General features: G+C 44.5%; 15 protein-coding genes. 14 read left to right on the forward strand and 1 reads right to left on the reverse strand.

Features of this window, described 5'->3' with window-relative positions; translation table 11 throughout:
- The first annotated feature begins 2 nt into the window (after positions 1-2).
- The 11 genes from nuoE (at position 3) to ACAM39_RS03335 (ending at position 13,566) form a co-directional block, all read left to right on the forward strand.
- Complete coding sequence (nuoE, locus tag ACAM39_RS03285; protein WP_076774498.1) at positions 3-512, forward strand: NADH-quinone oxidoreductase subunit NuoE; 510 nt, start codon at positions 3-5, stop codon at positions 510-512.
- On the forward strand, positions 509-1,981 hold the full coding sequence (nuoF, locus tag ACAM39_RS03290) for an NADH-quinone oxidoreductase subunit NuoF (RefSeq protein WP_128681081.1): 1,473 nt from the start codon (positions 509-511) through the stop codon (positions 1,979-1,981). Before nuoE ends, nuoF begins: the two co-directional genes overlap by 4 nt.
- Before the next feature lie 9 nt (positions 1,982-1,990).
- A complete protein-coding gene (gene nuoG, locus ACAM39_RS03295; RefSeq protein WP_369628213.1) occupies positions 1,991-4,993 on the forward strand; it encodes an NADH-quinone oxidoreductase subunit NuoG in 3,003 nt (1,000 codons plus the stop codon).
- Entirely contained in the window at positions 4,993-6,048 is a 1,056-nt protein-coding gene (gene nuoH / locus ACAM39_RS03300; RefSeq protein ID WP_007115473.1) for an NADH-quinone oxidoreductase subunit NuoH, read from the forward strand. The genes nuoG and nuoH overlap by 1 nt, the downstream gene beginning before the upstream one ends.
- A 15-nt stretch (positions 6,049-6,063) precedes the next feature.
- Positions 6,064-6,615, forward strand: a complete 552-nt coding sequence (gene nuoI, locus ACAM39_RS03305; RefSeq protein WP_007115474.1) for an NADH-quinone oxidoreductase subunit NuoI — start codon at positions 6,064-6,066, stop codon at positions 6,613-6,615.
- Complete coding sequence (nuoJ, locus tag ACAM39_RS03310) at positions 6,612-7,256, forward strand: NADH-quinone oxidoreductase subunit J (RefSeq protein WP_369628214.1); 645 nt, start codon at positions 6,612-6,614, stop codon at positions 7,254-7,256. Before nuoI ends, nuoJ begins: the two co-directional genes overlap by 4 nt.
- The gene (gene nuoK / locus ACAM39_RS03315; protein ID WP_007115476.1) at positions 7,256-7,579 is read left to right on the forward strand and encodes an NADH-quinone oxidoreductase subunit NuoK; all 324 of its coding nucleotides are present in this window, start codon (positions 7,256-7,258) and stop codon (positions 7,577-7,579) included. Before nuoJ ends, nuoK begins: the two co-directional genes overlap by 1 nt.
- Positions 7,580-7,586: 7 nt before the next feature.
- The gene (nuoL, locus tag ACAM39_RS03320; protein ID WP_369628215.1) at positions 7,587-9,488 is read left to right on the forward strand and encodes an NADH-quinone oxidoreductase subunit L; all 1,902 of its coding nucleotides are present in this window, start codon (positions 7,587-7,589) and stop codon (positions 9,486-9,488) included.
- A gap of 5 nt (positions 9,489-9,493) precedes the next feature.
- Positions 9,494-11,080 (forward strand): NADH-quinone oxidoreductase subunit M, encoded by a 1,587-nt coding sequence (nuoM, locus tag ACAM39_RS03325; protein ID WP_369628216.1) that lies wholly within the window; start codon positions 9,494-9,496, stop codon positions 11,078-11,080.
- The gene (locus ACAM39_RS03330; RefSeq protein WP_369628217.1) at positions 11,081-12,601 is read left to right on the forward strand and encodes an NADH-quinone oxidoreductase subunit N; all 1,521 of its coding nucleotides are present in this window, start codon (positions 11,081-11,083) and stop codon (positions 12,599-12,601) included.
- A 95-nt stretch (positions 12,602-12,696) separates the two neighbouring features.
- The gene (locus tag ACAM39_RS03335) at positions 12,697-13,566 is read left to right on the forward strand and encodes a ferredoxin--NADP reductase (protein WP_369628218.1); all 870 of its coding nucleotides are present in this window, start codon (positions 12,697-12,699) and stop codon (positions 13,564-13,566) included.
- A gap of 91 nt (positions 13,567-13,657) precedes the next feature.
- Here the strand turns inward: ACAM39_RS03335 and ACAM39_RS03340 are convergent, their stop codons facing one another.
- On the reverse strand, positions 13,658-14,374 hold the full coding sequence (locus ACAM39_RS03340) for a hypothetical protein (protein ID WP_369628219.1): 717 nt from the start codon (positions 14,372-14,374) through the stop codon (positions 13,658-13,660).
- Positions 14,375-14,719: 345 nt separating this feature from the next.
- On the opposite strand from ACAM39_RS03340, the gene ACAM39_RS03345 reads away from it, so the two are divergent.
- From ACAM39_RS03345 to prfB, 3 genes are all read left to right on the forward strand, one after another.
- Positions 14,720-15,631, forward strand: coding sequence for an energy transducer TonB (locus ACAM39_RS03345; RefSeq protein ID WP_369628560.1), 912 nt, complete (start codon positions 14,720-14,722; stop codon positions 15,629-15,631).
- Between the two features lie 30 nt (positions 15,632-15,661).
- Positions 15,662-16,366 carry an HAD family hydrolase gene (locus tag ACAM39_RS03350; protein WP_369628220.1) on the forward strand — a complete coding sequence of 235 codons (705 nt, stop codon included), beginning with the start codon at positions 15,662-15,664 and terminating at the stop codon, positions 16,364-16,366.
- A gap of 101 nt (positions 16,367-16,467) precedes the next feature.
- A protein-coding gene (gene prfB, locus ACAM39_RS03355; protein WP_369628221.1) for a peptide chain release factor 2 occupies positions 16,468-17,563 on the forward strand; the annotation gives its coding sequence in 2 pieces (ribosomal slippage) (positions 16,468-16,539 and positions 16,541-17,563; 1,095 coding nt in all).
- Positions 17,564-17,622: the final 59 nt, after the last annotated feature.

A 17,622-nucleotide genomic window follows, 5' to 3' on the forward strand; every position in this document is an offset into this window, starting at 1 on the left:
CGATGAAGATTGTAACTGATAAAACCCCAAAGGTGGATGTCGCAAGCATTCTAACCGAAGCAGAAATTCACGACATTCATGAATTTATGCATCATTACCCACAAAGCCGCGCGGCATCACTTGATGCGCTAAAAATTGTCCAACGCCGTAATGGCTGGGTAGATGATGCACAAGTCAACGCGATAGCTAATATCTTAAAAATCCCAGTTACCGACGTGGAAGGGGTTGCGACTTTTTATAACCGTATCTACCGTTCACCGGTTGGTCGTCATGTGATTTTGGTCTGTGACTCGATTGGGTGTTATCTGGTAGGTGGGGAGAATTTAGGTCAAGCCTTTGAGCGCACTTTAGGCATTAGTTTTGGTCAAACTACCCCTGATAATCGTTTTACCTTATTACCCATTTGTTGTTTAGGCAACTGTGATAAAGGTCCAGCGGTTTTGATTGATGAAGATACCTACGGTCCTGTCCAAATTGAAGAGATTGCTGAATTGCTGGAGCAATACGCATGAATATAACCCGTCAAATTAATAATCGAAAAATTGGCAAATCACCCAGTCAATTGGGCGAGCAAAGCATTCCTATTTATGGTGATAAAGCAACAGCCACCAGTGAGACCAAGCCCCTGACTTGGCGTTTGGCGCATTATGACTCAGTGCTAGATTTGGCAACCTATGAAAGCCTAAAAGGGTTTGAAGGTCTAAAAAATGCCTTGGCTAAATCTGCCAAAGAAGTGGGCAACATGATTAAAGATGCCAACGTGCGTGGACGGGGTGGTGCAGGCTTTAATGCAGGTCTTAAATGGACCTTTATGACACCACCGGATGGCGGACCTCGTTACTTGATTTGTAATGCAGATGAGATGGAGCCAGGTACATTTAAAGACCGTCTATTGATGGAGCGCCTACCATTTCAGCTGATTGAAGGGATGATTATCTCAGGTTATGCCATTGGCGCAACCGCAGGGTATATTTTTATCCGTGGTGAGTACATTGAAGCCGCTAAACGCCTAAATAATGCATTGGATGAGTGCCGTGCCAAAGGGTATTTAGGCGATAATATTCTAGGTTCCGGCTATAGCTTTGATTTACACGTGCATACCGGTGCAGGCCGTTATATCTGTGGTGAAGAAACTGCGCTCATTAACTCGCTTGAAGGTCGCCGTGCCAATCCACGTACTAAGCCACCCTTCCCACAAGTATCAGGGGCATGGGGTCGTCCCACTGTGGTGAATAACGTAGAGTCTTTAAACAACATGCCGGGCATCATGCTGCATGGCGTAGAATGGTATAAAGGCTTAGCACAAGGCAAATCAGAAAACCCAGGCACCAAAATCATGGGTTGTTCAGGTCTAGTCAATGACCCAGGGCTATGGGAACTGCCATTTGGTACCACAGCTCGCGAAATTATTTTTGATTATGCCAAAGGCATGAAAGACGGCCGTAAATTAAAAGCTTGGTTACCAGGCGGTGCATCAACTGACTTTTTAACCGCCAGTGACGAGCATTTAGACCTGCCAATGGACTTTGAACCCATCATGAAAGCAGGTAGCCGTTTAGGTACCTGCTTGATTATGGTGGTAGATGAATCGCAAGATATGGTGTCATTGTCACTCAATTTGCAAAAATTCTTTGCTCGTGAATCCTGTGGTTGGTGTACGCCTTGCCGTGATGGTTTGCCGTGGGGGGTCAAAACCTTGCATGCCATCGATACAGGCAATGGTCAACCTGTCGATATTGACGTATTGCGCCAATTGACCAAAGATTTGTGGTTAGGTAAAACCTTTTGCGCCCACGCACCGGGTGCGGTTGAGCCATTACAAAGTGCGTTAAAATACTTTTTACCAGAATTTGAAGCCAAAATTGGTAACAACGTGGCGCCTGAAGAACAATTGTCCCCAACGGGCGTGCCTTCATCCGCAAACAGCGGAAAAGTTGAAGTGTATCAACCGGTTAAGGCCACCAATGGGCAATCAGTGTAAGGAATTAACATGGCAATTATTCATATAGACGGTCAAGACGTCGAAGTTGATGGTGCCGATAACTTGCTACAAGCTTGTTTATCGCTTGGCATCGATATCCCTTATTTTTGTTATCACCCTGCATTGGGCTCGGTGGGTTCTTGCCGACAGTGTGCCGTCAAGCAATATAATAACAAAGAAGATTATGAAGCCGGTCGTGGTCGTTTGGTCATGTCCTGTATGGTCAACCCGACCCCAGACATGTGGATCTCAGTGACGGATGCAGAAGTCAAAAACTTCCGTAAAAGTTTGGTTGAGTTCTTAATGACTAACCACCCCCATGACTGCCCAACCTGTGAAGAGGGCGGTCATTGTCACTTGCAAGATATGACCTATATGTCAGGTCACAATCATCGTAAATATCGCTTTACTAAACGTACCCACCAAAACCAAGACTTGGGTCCATTTATCAATCATGAGATGAACCGCTGTATCGCGTGTTATCGCTGCGTGCGTTATTACAAAGACTACGCAGGTGGTGAAGATTTGGGCGTTTATGCATCAGCAAGCCGTGTGTACTTTGGTCGTGATAAAGACGGTCAGTTTGAAAGTGAATTTTCAGGTAACCTTACCGAAGTTTGTCCAACTGGGGTATTTACCGACAAAACTCACTCAGAGCGCTACAATCGTAAATGGGACATGCAATATGCCCCAAGCATTTGTCATGGCTGTTCGGCAGGTTGTAATATCTCAGCGGGTGAGCGCTATGGTGAATTGCGCCGCATCGAAAACCGTTTTAATGGTGAAGTCAACGCTTACTTCCTGTGTGACCGTGGTCGTTTCGGCTATGGTTATGTCAATCGTGCTGACCGTCCGATTTTAGCGGTAGAGCGTATCAATGGTAAACAAACCAATCTAAGCATTGACCATACTATCGATGCCATCAAAAACCGGTTGCAAGGCAAAAAAGCCATTGGTATTGGTTCACCCGTTGCCAGCCTTGAATCAAACTATGCGCTAAAACGCTTAGTCGGTGCCGAAAACTTTAGCATTGGTATTAGCAAACAAGAAAAAACTGTGGTACAAAAATGTATCGATGTGTTGACCACAGAAAATATCCATAATCCAAGCATGCGTGAGATTGAGGATTATGATGCGGTATTGATTTTGGGTGAAGATATTACCCAAACCAGTCCACGTATTGCACTGGCAGTACGGCAAGCGGCAAAAAATCGCGCCAAACAAATGGCAGATGCACTAAAAACGCCAGATTTCTTGGCAGAGCCTGTGGCTCGTATCGGTCAAAAAGACTACAGCCCAATCTTTATTGTGGATGTCAAAGATACACGCCTTGATGATATCGCCAAAGTAAGCTGCGTCGCTACACCAAGCGATATCGCTGCATTAGGCTTTAGCATCGCTGAGCACATGAAAACGTTGGCCACCTCACAATTACCAAAAGATTTGGTCATCGATGAAGACGATAATGCCGATATGCAAGCATTTGCTAAACATATCGCGCAGACGCTGCTTAAAGCAACCAAACCACTTATCATCTCAGGTTCGTCACTATACCACACCGCTATCATAGAAGCGGCGGCACAAATTGCCAATATCGCTGAGCAAAAACGCGGTGAAGTGGTCATCTATGAAAAAGGCGTGGTTGACACCCACAACGTCCAAGTGGATGCAGAGATTGCCAAAATCGATGCAGAGCAAGCCAAACTCAAACAAGAGATGGATGAAGCGGCATTTGCTGAACAAGCCAAGCAAGTTAAACGTCCAAGCCGTATGACTCCCACCAAAGGCTATCAAGAAAAAGCGGGTTTATACTTGTCAGTACCTGCTGCCAATAGCATAGGCGTCAACTTGCTGGGTGGTAAAGCGATTGATGAATTAGATGATGATGCCGATGTGGTGATTGTCATGGAAAATGACATCAGCCGCCGCTTAACCGCTGAGCAAATGAACCAATTGCTAATCAATAAATCATTGATTGTACTCGATCATGAAGCTTACCAATGGCATAACCAAGCTGATGTGATGGTGCCTGTAGCAACTTTTGCAGAAGCGGACGGCACACTAATCTCAGCAGAAGGTCGTGCACAGCGTTTCTTCCAAGTTTATGATCCTGTTTACTATCGCCCGCACAGCATGGTAAAAGAAAGCTGGCGTTGGTTGCATGCGGTAGAGTCTGAGCTCAATGGCCGTGCGATTGACTGGACGCAGCTTGATGATGTGATTACTGCGGTCGCAGACACCAATCCACAATTAGCCGCAATCAGACAAGCAGCGCCATCAGCCGATTACCGTATTACTGGTCTAAAAGTCGCGCGTGAGCCACGCCGTTATTCAGGTCGTACAGCGATGCGTGCACCGATTTCTGTGCATGAGCCAGAGCAGCCGAAAGATATCGATACTGGCTTGACCTTCTCACAAGAAGGTTATGTGGGCACCCAAACGGATTCATCAATGATTCCATTTGCTTGGTCAGCAGGTTGGAACTCACCGCAAGCTTGGAATAAATACCAAGATAAAGTGGGTGGTCATCTCAAACATGGCGATCCAGGGGTGCGTATTTTTGATGCGTTAACCGCATTGCCAAAACGTGAGTATATTGCGCCTGCGGCAGCTAGCCAACAAGGTTCCACCCAGCTAGTCCCTGTGTATAATATTTTTGCTAGTGATGAACTCACTGCCCGTAGTGAAGTGGTCGCGTCACAATTGATGCCAGCTGCTTTTAGTGTATCAACGGATGATGCGGATAAATGGCAGCTACAATCAGGTGATATGTTAACGGTCACAGTGAAGGGTGTAGCGACCACATTACCTGTGCAGCTTGTCGATTACTTAGCCGAAAGCTGTGTGGGCTATCCTGTGGGTCAGGCGGGTGAATTAGAAGCCCTGCTAGCGCAGCATTATACGGACATCAGTATCGTAAAATCAGCAACTACCAACACTGTCACTCAAGCGGTATCACCAGCTAATAATGGTGGCGTGACAGCTCAAGTAACTCCAGGGGAGGGGGTATAATGGATTATTCTGTTAGACAGATGCCCGATTTACCTGCATGGCTGGCTGGGGTAATGTCCCCTGAAGCTTGGTCAATTGTATTTTTGGCAGTGCAATCAATTGTTATTTTCTTGGCGGTGGTGATTTTTGCTGCGTTGATGATTCCTTATGAACGTCGCATGTTGGCACTGTGGCAAGACCGTTATGGTCCAAACCGTGTAGGTTGGCAAGGTTCGCTACAAGTTGCTGCGGATATGCTCAAAATCTTCTTTAAAGAAGACTGGACCCCCAAATTTGCCGATAAATTTATCTTTGTCTTGGCGCCTGCGATTTCATTGTTTACCGCTTTAGCCGCTTATATCATTGTACCAGTTACGCCATCACTCGGTGGCGCAGACTGGAGTATCGGTATTTTGTTCTTTTTTGCGATGGCAGGGTTGGCAGTTTATGCCGTGATGTTTGGTGGCTGGGCATCAGCCAATAAATACGCCTTGCTCGGTGGTCTACGCTCTGCTGCCCAAACCATTAGTTATGAAGTCTTTCTCGGATTATCGCTAATGGGTGTGGTGGCGTTGGCAGGGTCATTTAACTTACGCGATATCGTATACTCACAAGCCGGTGGTTTTTGGCACTGGAATGTATTTGGTCAAATTTTAGGGTTTTTAACCTTTATGGTTGCAGGTGTGGCAGTCACCCACCGTTTCCCATTTGACCAGCCAGAAGCAGAGCAAGAATTGGCCGAAGGTTATCATGTTGAATACTCAGGTATGAAATTTGGTATGTTCTTTGTCGGTGAGTATGTGAATATCGTGTTGGTATCATCGCTGATTACTATTTTATTCTTTGGTGGTTGGTTGCCATTATTTGATGGACTGAGTTTTATCCCGCCGATTATTTGGTTCATGTTAAAAACGCTATTTTTCATGACCATGTTTGTATTGGCGCGTGGGGCGTTGATGCGTCCCCGTTATGACCAAGTAATGAACTTTGGCTGGAAAATTTGTCTACCCATTACCTTGATTAATTTACTCGCGACGGCGGCCTATGTATTATGGCGCACCCATGGTGTAGGGTAAGGTGGAGATTAACGTATGTATTTGACTATGGTAAAAAACACGATTACGGGTTTTGGCTCAATTCTGCGCACCCTGATCATGGTCGCAAGTCATGCGACCCGTAAACGTGATACGATTTTATACCCAGAACAACCTGTTCCTGTACCGCCGCGTTTTCGGGGGCGTATTGTACTGACACGTGACCCGGATGGGGATGAGCGCTGTGTGGCCTGTAACCTATGTGCCGTCGCTTGCCCGGTGGGTTGTATTTCACTACAAAAAGCAGAACGTGAAGACGGACGCTGGTATCCAGAGTTTTTCCGTATTAACTTCTCGCGTTGTATCTTTTGTGGTATGTGTGAAGAAGCGTGCCCGACAACGGCTATTCAGATGACGCCAGATTTTGAGCTCGGTGAATATAACCGTCAAAACTTGGTGTATGAAAAAGAGCATTTGTTAATTTCAGGCCCGGGTAAATTCCCTGACTACAATTATTACCGTGTGACTGGGATGGCGACCAAAGATAAACCTAAAGGGGCACACCAAAATGAGTCTGCGCCGATTGATTTACGGAGTTTATTGCCATGATAACCGGAGCAACGATAGGGTTTTATTTATTAGCGATTGTCGCTATTTTGGCTAGTTTGCGCGTCATTACTCGCACCAATCCTGTGCATGCGTTATTAAACATGATTGTCACGCTGTTGGCGTTATCCGGTATTTTCTTTGCCTTAGGTGCGCCATTTGCCGGTGCGCTTGAAATCATCGTTTATGCAGGGGCGATTATGGTATTGTTCGTCTTTGTGGTGATGATGCTAAACTTAGGCACCCAAAGTACCTTAGAAGAAGAAAGCTGGTTATCATCCTCGGCTTGGGCAGTACCTGCAGGACTTGCATTTATTGTGGGTTTGACTCTGTTTAGTTTGATTGGCATGAAACATGGGTTGGAAGGAACGATGCCAGCGTTTATTGGGGTGGAGCCAGTTACGGCAAAAATGATCGGTGCCAAATTATTTACTGAATATTTATTGTTGGTCGAAATTGCAGGGTTTTTATTACTAGCGGGTTTGGTGGCGGCTTATCATTTGGCAAAATCTGCCTTGGATGATGAAAATGAAAGTCATAACAGTGAGCTTGGTAATACCATACAACCTGCCTTAACGAATTTTATTGATAAAGAGCCCAGCCAACCGGCTGTGTTACGCGAAGTTCAGGAGGAGAAGGCATAATGGGACACTTTCCATTAGAGCATGTGCCATTAGAGCACGGTCTAATCTTGTCAGCGATTTTGTTTGCCATTGGTTTTTGTGGTGTGATGGTACGACGTAATTTTTTGTTTATGTTGATGAGTCTTGAGATTATGATGAATGCTGCTGCCTTAGCATTTGTAGTGGCAGGTAGTCGCTGGGTCAGTCCTGACGGACAAATTATGTTTATTTTGGTGCTAACTTTGGCAGCCGCTGAAGTTGCAATTGGGTTGGCTATTCTTTTACAGTTTTATCATAAGCGTGGTCATTTAGATGTCGATACGGCAAATGAGATGAAAGGGTGAAATCAAAATGAGTATGTTACCTTTAACCTTTATGCTGCCGCTGATTGGCTTTCTGATTCTAGCGACCATGCGTGACCGCTTAAGCGAAAACGCAGCCGCAGTGGTCGGTGTCGGCAGTATGGGTTTGGCTGCTTTGTGTGCCTTGATGGCAGGCAGTGATTTTTTAATGAACCACCCACAAGGCGCTGTCATTAATCAGCCGTTGTGGACGTGGATGCAAGTTGGTAGTTTTGCCCCAAAATTTGGTCTCATGCTGGATGGTTTGGGCGTGACCATGATGGGCGTGATTACCGGTGTCGGTTTTTTAATTCATATTTTCGCGTCATGGTATATGCGCGGTGAAACAGGCTACGCAAGATTTTTTAGCTATATGAACCTGTTCGTCGCAAGTATGTTGTTACTTGTGCTTGCTGACAATTTAGTGCTGTTGTACTTAGGTTGGGAAGGCGTTGGTATCTGTTCTTACTTATTGATTGGTTTTTATTATCACGAGCGCGCCAATGGCCGTGCTGCGATGAAAGCCTTTACCGTAACCCGTGTGGGTGATGTGTTTTTAGCGTTTGGCTTATTCTTGTTGTTCCGTGAATTGGGTACATTAAATATCTTAGATATCAATGCCAATGTATCGCAAATGCTAACGTCGGCAGGGTCAACGGTGACGATTTTTGGTCATAGCTATCCTACCATCAAAGTTGCGGCTGTGATGCTAGTGCTGGGTGCGATGGGTAAATCTGCACAGATTCCATTGCATTCTTGGCTTGCCGATGCGATGGCAGGTCCTACGCCTGTTTCAGCCTTGATTCATGCGGCAACGATGGTTACCGCAGGTGTGTATTTAATTGCCCGTTTACATCCTGTGTTCTTATTAACCCCTGATGTATTGGCAAGTTGGGTAGGTATCGTTGGGGCAACAACATTGTTGGTTGCTGGTTTCTGTGCGCTGGCACAAACTGATATCAAACGTATCTTAGCTTATTCGACCATGAGTCAAATCGGCTATATGTTCTTGGCATTAGGGGTAGGCGCTTGGCAAGTTGCGATTTTCCACTTGATGACCCATGCGTTCTTTAAAGCTTTATTATTCCTAGGGTCAGGTGCTGTTATCTTGGCTTACCATCATGAGCAAAACATCTTTAAAATGGGTGGGTTATTTTATAAAAACAAATTCCTATTTGCGGTGTTTGCGATCGGTGGTGGGGCACTTGCTGCGATTCCTTGGATTACGGTCGGGTACTACTCAAAAGATGAAATCATTTGGGAAACCTTCGCATCAGGTCATATGAATTTATTCTGGATGGCAGTGGTGGGTGCGTTTTTAACCTCGATTTATACATTTCGTATGATTTGGATTGTGTTCTTTGGTGAAGAAAAAACGCCGATTCACCATCTTAAAGGTTGGACATACTGGCTGCCGCTCGCGGTATTGCTAGTGCTATCAACTGCGGTGGGGGCGATGATTCATCCACCATTAGCAGGCGTATTGCCACAGAGTTTTAGCGTGATTCATCCTGAGGTAGAATCAGGTAAGCACACGGCAGAAATGATTGTGATGGCTGCGATGTTGGCGGGTTTGATTGTGGGTGCTTTCTTGTTTGCCCTAGATAAAGGTCGCATCGTGAGTAAGTTTAACCAGACAGGTTTGGGCCGTGCGCTTAATTACTGGTGCTATCATGGTTTAGGCTTTGATGCTTTGTATGACATTGTATTTGTTAAACCATTCTTATTGATTGGTAAGTTGATTAAAATTGATCCGATTGACCGCACTTGGAATATTTTACCAGCCCTATCGCTGGCAGGTAACCGAGTGGCGACATGGTTCCAATCAGGCTCGATTCGTGGGTATGCTGCTAGCTTCGGTCTTGGCATGGCAGTATTGTTGGTGTTGGTAATGATGATGATAGGGAAGTAACAGTTATGCAAAATAATCTCTTATTACCCGCCTTGATATTTATTCCAATCATTGCAGGTTTTCTGTGCTGGTTGGTTGAAAAAGTTGATGAACGTTTTCCGCGTTGGATTGCGTTTCTTGGCATGCTATTGACGTTTTTGATTACGGTAGCTATTTGGCAAAACGGTAACTTTATTGGCTCAGCACAAACCATTGCTGAGGTGACTGCTAAACCGACTTGGTTGGCAGAGTTTCAACTATCTTGGATGCCCTCATTGGGGGTCAGTTTCCATCTAGCCATTGATGGGTTATCGCTGTTGATGGTGAGCCTAACAGCCTTCTTGGGTATGATGGCGGTGGCGTGTTCATGGGGTGAGATTACTCGCCGTGTGGGCTTCTTCCATCTTAATCTACTTTGGAGCTTGGGCGGTGTTATTGGTGTTTTCCTAGCAATCGATATGTTCTTGTTCTTCTTCTTTTGGGAGATGATGTTAGTTCCTATCTATTTCTTGATTGCAATTTGGGGACACAATGCGATTGGTGGTAAAACCAAAGAATATGCGGCAACCAAATTCTTTATTTATACCCAAGCATCGGGTTTGATTATGTTGATTGGTATTTTGATTTTGGTGATGATTCATGCATCAACCACAGGTCAAATAACTTTTAACTATATGGATTTGCTAGGTACAGATCTTGGGAAATGGCAATATCCAATCATGCTGATGTTCTTTATTGGCTTTGCGGTTAAATTACCAATTTTCCCACTGCATGGTTGGTTACCCGATGCGCACGCACAGGCACCGACTGCAGGCTCGGTGGATTTGGCCGGTATTTTGATTAAAACCGCGGCGTATGGTTTATTGCGGTTTGTCCTACCATTATTCCCAGAAGCCAGTGCTCAGTTTGCACCGATTGCGATTACCTTGGGCGGTATTGGTATTTTTTATGGGGCTTGGCTTGCGTTTATGCAGCAAGATATCAAGCGGTTACTGGCTTATACCAGTATTTCACATATGGGTTTTGTGGTACTTGCGTTGTATGCCGGTACGTTAATTAGTTTCCAAGGCTTGATGATTCAAATGTTGGCACATGGTCTTAGCTCAGCGGCATTATTTATCATGAGCGGTCAGCTTTATGAGCGTCTACATAACCGTGACTTGAGCCAAATGGGTGGTATGTGGGGTCAAATGCGTTATTACCCACCGTTACTTATGTTCTTTGCCGCCGCATTATTAGGTATTCCAGGTACCGGTAACTTTATTGGTGAGTTCTTAATTCTTCTAGGGTCTTTTGCCTCGCATCCTGTGGCAGTGGTGTTTGCCACCTTTAGCTTAGTCGTTGCAGGTTTATACGCATTAATTATGATTTATAAAGCATTATTTGGTACGCCAACAGCGACGATTGAAAAAATGTCACCGATGCGTGATATCAATGCGCGTGAAGCGGCAATCTTGTTGGTGCTTGCGTTTGGCTTAATATGGTTAGGTCTATATCCGCAATCATTCTTAGATACCTCTGATCACAGTATGCAGTGGATTAGTGAGGCATATCATGTCCAGCAAGTTGTACCTACTTCTCAAGAGCCATTTGCTCATATGGAGGTAAAATAGATGAACCCTATTATTCCATTTGCTAGCAATGTGCTCATGCCATTGTTTCCAATGATTTTAATTTCAATCACCACGGTGGTGGTGATGATTGCCATCGCCATGAAGCGTTCAAATTTTGTGGCAGGCACCCTTAGTGTCATTGGTCTTAATGCTGCCTTGTTTGTTGTGCTAATACAGTTATTGGGTGGCAATCCTGATAGCATGTTGCATGGTCTGTATCAATTATTTACGCCATCGCAAGGCTTGATTGCCCCCTTATTTGCAGTGGATAGCTTTGCCCAGTTTAATATGGTGATTATTTTAATCAGCTCATTGGCTTGTTTTACCTTGGCGTATGGTTACATTGAAGGCTATGGCGACAACAAAGAAGAATTGTATTTGCTAATGCTTATCTCAACATTAGGCGCGCTGTTTATGGTATGCGCTGATAACTTAGCCTCTTTCTTTGTCAGCTTAGAGTTATTGTCGGTACCGCTATATGGTATGTTGGCTTATACTTATGCGCGTGGTAAATCGTTAGAAGCGGGTTTCAAATACCTCATTTTATCGGCGACAGCCTCTGCTACCATGTTAATGGGTATGGCATTAATTTACTCAAACACAGGTACTTTATCCTTCCGTCAAATTGGTATGGCAATCGTACCCATGTTTCAAAATGGTATGATTATGCCGATTTTGGTGGTAGGTACGGCATTAATGCTATTTGGTATTGCCTTTAAGCTCTCAGCAGTACCATTCCATACTTGGACGTCGGACGTTTACCAAGGTGCGCCTGCGCCTGTGGCGACTTTCTTAGGCAGTGTTTCCAAAGTAGCTATGATGGCGCTAGGGTTACGTTTTTTACTGTCTACGGCAACCTTAGCCTTGCCAGCCATCAATACCTTGATTGTGGTGATTGCCAGCTTATCGATGATTATTGGTAACGTACTGGCACTCCGTCAACAAAATATAAAACGTCTGTTAGCGTATTCATCCATTGCGCATATCGGTTATGTGTTAGCTATCATCAGCGCCGTGAAAGTTGAATCAGCAGGTTTTGTTAGCCTTTACATGGCAGTGTATGCGTTTACCACCATTGGTGCGTTCGGTGTCGTGACTATCATGTCAAGCCCGTATAAACGTCAAGGTGAAGCGGAATTGGTTGACAACTTCCAAGGGATTTTTTGGCAACGTCCTGTACTGACCGCTGTATTGACGGTGATGCTGTTATCATTGGCAGGTATTCCATTGACCGCAGGCTTTATCAGCAAATTCTTTGCGATTTTTGCTACGGTTTCAGCGCAAAGTTGGTGGCTCACTGCCATGATTATCGTGGGTAGTGCAATTAGCCTGTATTACTATCTAAATCTTATGGTCACCTTGTTTAGACGTCCCCAAGCAGTGCAGCCGCACGATGCGGTCAATCATTGGGGTGTTCAAGCAGGCGGCATCATGGTATTGTTGGTGACGTTAGCGGTATTGTACTTCGGTGTTTTCCCCGAAACGTTATCAAAAATTATCACGCTAGTTCGCCTATATTAATCCAATTTTAGTACTGCAACATAAAAAAGCGTATCTTAGCTCATTAAGGTACGCTTTTTTGTTTATAATGATGCAAAAAAAATGGTTAAGATAACATGTCAGATGATAAAAGTATTCGCGTTAAAGTGATTGAAGTGACTCGTTGGGCACCAACTTTGCTAAGTTTCAAAGTCACGCGCCCCGATGGCTTTAAATTTACCGCAGGGCAATTTGTTAGGCTCGGTATCCATGACAAAGATTTGCAATATTTTGCACAAAACCATGAGACCAAGTTAATAACTTCTGAGACGCAAGGTCATGAGGAACAGGGTTATGAGACGCAAGGTCAGCCCATTGACCTTGATGGCTATGTGTTTCGCGCGTATTCTGTCGCATCTTCGCCCTATGATGAATTTATTGAATTTTTCTCGGTGGTCATTCCTCACGGGGAATTCACCAGTAAGGTTAATCATATCCAAGTGGGCGATAGTTTATTGCTCAATACCACGCCATTTGGCTACTTGACCTTAGCCCGCTACCAGTTACCCCTACCCAATGATTTATGGTTACTGGCAACTGGCACAGGTTTAGCCCCATTTTTATCGATTTTAAAGACCATTGATGTATGGCAGCAATATCAACGCATTATTTTGGTGTACAGCGCACGCACCTCGCAAGAGCTGGCTTATCAAGCGGAGATTGGGTCGATTAAGTCAATCTATGGCGACAATGGAGCAGGGTTTGTATTTTTGCCTATTGTCACGCGGGAAGCGGATTATGCGGGGGAAAAAGCGCGTATTCCTAATTTGATAGTGTCGGGTAAGTTAACCCAGTTGGTAGGGCAAAAACTGGATAAAGAGCGCAGTCACGTGATGCTGTGTGGTAACCCACAAATGGTCGAAGATACCAAAGAAGCCTTAAAATCGATTGGGTTGACCATGAATCGCCGCGGTGAAGGCAATATCGCCGTTGAAAACTATTGGTAAGCACCTTGTTAATTGGCAAATCACAATCGGTAAAAAAATCAGTAGAGTAAAAGCGGTAAAGGATGAGCTTCGATGCCGATGAAAAAAAATACTAAGCCGCTTTTGTTGCGTTAGTGGTCACTGCAGGATTATCCGCTTCGGTAATTAATTGGTCACTACTACCTATGTTGAGAATTTCACCAATATTGGCATTGGCTCTCAGCAGGAGTTGCTGTTCAGCAAGATAGCCATGATTCACCTGCACCTTGCGCAGCGTTGCCATGATTTTTTCGTTTTTCTTCAGCCAGCGACCAATATCGAGATACAAGATATCATCTTTTTGCTGCACCAAATTGATTTTCTCCAAAATCATGCCGAGCGGGTCTTTCTTTAACACCCGTTTATAAAACCAAAGCGCCGCATGAATCGATTTTGATTTCAGATACGAATCTGAATACAAGGCAATGACATCGGTGTCAGTCAATTGCTGAAATACCAAGCGTTGGCGATAACGGTCAAATTGGGCATGTACCACACCTAAATTGACAGCAAGGTCAGCGTAGATGCCATTATAGTTGACCGTTGCATACAGTCGAAGCCAGCCTTCATGAATCTCTAGATGCATACTCAATATCGCTTTGACTTTTTCAACCACAAATTTTTGAATGGCATCGTTTAGCTGTTTTTCGGTGGCGGGTACGATAAACTCTTGACCGGCAAAATCTTCGATTTTTTCATACCACGTTTGCGATTTTTGCATCAGTTCACGTGCGATTTCTTCAGAATGGGTGGCAAAAAATTCATCCAGTTGCGTTTTGCTTGTTATCACTATCGTTTCTCAGTTTTTATATTTGTATTGAAAGCTATTATTGTAGTCAGTTTTTGGGCATTGTAAAGTTGCTAATTATAAAGGCATTAATCATAAAGTCACTGACCCGTCTACAAAAAATCTTGTACCATTAATTGGTAAACATTGCTTGCTACTTATTGCTTGCTAACCACTGATTGCTAATGGCGTATGAATTTAGCTTCAGCCAATGTATGATTTAATCTATAATATCTGCGCGTTATAATACATGAGTGATTTGTATTTTTTTAGCAAGGTTGTAGTGCTAGTTTCCTAGTGCTAGTTTCCTAGTGATAGTGTCCTAATGGTTCAAAGGGTTATAGTTTGGTGTATAGCAAAGACAGTCACCGTGATGTTTTTCAAAAGTTAATGCCACATACCGCGCCTTGCAAAGACAGCGTCATGCTATTTGCTACCATTACGGCGGTGGCAATTCATGCGGCTGTTATTTTTGGTATCCAATTTGAAGATAAGAGCTCACCAACCGCAGCGGTGCAAGAAGTCACCACGGTGTTGACCGAAAATCTGCAAAAGAATGAAAAAGCCGATTTTATCGCCAATGCCGGCCAGCAAGGTGGCGGTGAGTCCAACGAAAAGCTACGGCTTGAAAACAATACCATGAGTCCTTTAGAAGACCAAGCAATCAATGAAACCGATGATATCGTGAGTCAAGAACGCCAAACGCGTCAACAAGCGTTTCAAGAAAGTTATTTACGTACCACGTTAAGCTTTGAAAAAATCCGCAGAGAAAATAATAATAAAAAACAAGATGATAGCGAAAATCTAGCCGCGCAAGAACAACGGGTACAGGCACAAATCGCCACCCTTGAAACCAAAATCAGCAGTAACCGCCAATTACTAGCCAAAAAATCTGCGGTCAAAACTATCAGCAGTAACTCCACCACCACCGGTGAAGCCGCGCGCTATATCGAGAACTTTCGCCAACAAGCCTATCATATTGGCAACCAGCAATATCCGCAAGAAGCCCGCGCCAAAGGCATCAAAGGCGATGTCATGCTGATGGTGATTATCGAGCCTAACGGGCAAGTCAAATCCATCAAAGTGTTACAGTCATCAGGCGCTACCATCTTGGATGAAGCAGCAAAAAATTCGGTGCGAAAAGCTGCGCCATTTGGTAAGTTCTCAAAGCAAATGCAAGATTATTTGGAGCTGCGCATTATCCGTACTTGGCGATTTGGTGATACCTTAGCTGTCGATGACCAAAACCCCGCAATTTAACTTTTCACTAACTATGCTAAAGGCTGTCCTATGTCAACCGTACTACACAAAGAATTGGCGCTATTTGACCTCGATAACACCCTCATTGATACTGATAGTGACTATATGTGGGGCGAGTTTTTGGTCAAACATCATCTGGTAGAAGAATCGCTGTATCGTGCTAAAAATCGGGAGTTTTATGAGCACTATATCGCAGGGACGCTCGATGCGGTCGTCTATAATGAGTTTGTGGCAGGCTTTTTAAAACAGCATACTTTAGCCCAATTACACGAATGGCGTGAACAATATTTGCAAGATGAAATCGCGCCAAAAGTGCGTCCAAAAGCGGTTAACGCCATCCAATCACATTTACAAGCGGGGCACGATGTGGTGGTGATTTCCGCCACCAATGCCTTTGTGGTCAAAGCAATTGCTAACAAATTATTTTTGGTAGAGGAAAATAATATTTTAGCCACTGAGCTTGAAGTCACCGAGCAGGGATACACGGGTAAAGTCGCAGGACAGCCAAACTTTAAAGAAGGCAAAATCATTCATTTAAAAAATTGGATTGCTCAAAAAAATGCGCAAGGTATTACTTATACCAAAACTTATGCCTATTCGGATTCAAAAAATGATTTGCCGCTATTAGAATGGGCGGATGTAGCGATTGCGGTATGTCCTGATGATACCCTACACGCGCATGCCTTAGCTCATCATTGGGCAGTGGAAGATTGGTCGATGGAAGCACAGGCGTAGTATGCAACAGCTAAGATGAATGGCGACAGCTAAGATGAATCCAGTGACAGATTCAGGTATAATAGCGCATTTTTCATAGAAACACATTAAGGTAACCTCACATGGAAATCAACCCGTATTTAGAGCATATCAAAGACTTAACTGACCGTGGCAATCAGCTTCGGGGGTATCTTTGACATCGAAGCCAAGCAAGAGCGTTTGGAAGAAGTCAATTTAGAGCTTGAAAACCCAGAATTGTGGAACGACCCAGAGCGTGCCACCAAAATCAGTAAAGAAAAATCGCAGCTTGATAATGTCATTGGCGTGATTACCGCTTTAGATGACAAGTTAGAAGACGCCAAAGCCATGATTGACTTAGCGGTGGAAGCCGATGATGCGACACTACTGGCAGACGTGCAAGCGGAACTCGATGAGGCCGAAGCCAAAGTCGCAGATTTAGAGTTTAAACGTATGTTTAACGGTGAGATGGATGGCAACAACTGCTATGTTGATATCCAGTCAGGCTCAGGCGGTACTGAAGCGCAGGACTGGGCAGAGATGCTGCTGCGGATGTATTTGCGCTGGTGTGAATCACATGGCTTTAAAGCCGAAATCATGGAACTATCAGCAGGTGGGGTTGCAGGGATTAAAAGCGCATCGATTCATGTCAAAGGTGACTATGCGTTTGGTTGGTTACGTACCGAAATCGGTGTGCATCGTTTGGTAAGAAAATCACCGTTTGATAGCAACAACGGTCGCCACACGTCGTTTGCGGCGGTGTTTGTATCGCCTGAGATTGATGATAATATCGAGATTGATATCAATCCTGCCGATTTACGCATCGATACTTATCGCTCAAGCGGTGCCGGCGGTCAGCACGTTAATACCACCGACTCTGCGGTGCGTATCACCCACCAACCGACAGGGATTGTGGTTGCATGTCAAAATGAACGTAGCCAACATGCCAACAAAGACACGGCAATGAAAATGCTACGCGCCAAACTGTACGAGCGTGAAATGATGCAGCGTATGGAAAAGCAACAAGCGCTAGAAGACACCAAATCGGATATCGGTTGGGGTAGTCAAATTCGCTCGTATGTGCTCGATGACTCGCGGATTAAGGATTTGCGTACAGGGGTGGAAACTTCCAATACCCAAGCGGTGCTGGATGGTGATTTGGATAAATTTATCGAAGCGAGCCTAAAAGCAGGGCTTTGATTTAACTACGTTGCCTACAATAACCCATTGCTAATTTATCCGCACTTGCTAAAATTAGA

The organism is Moraxella sp. K02, assembly GCF_041154755.1.
GTDB lineage: Bacteria > Pseudomonadota > Gammaproteobacteria > Pseudomonadales > Moraxellaceae > Faucicola.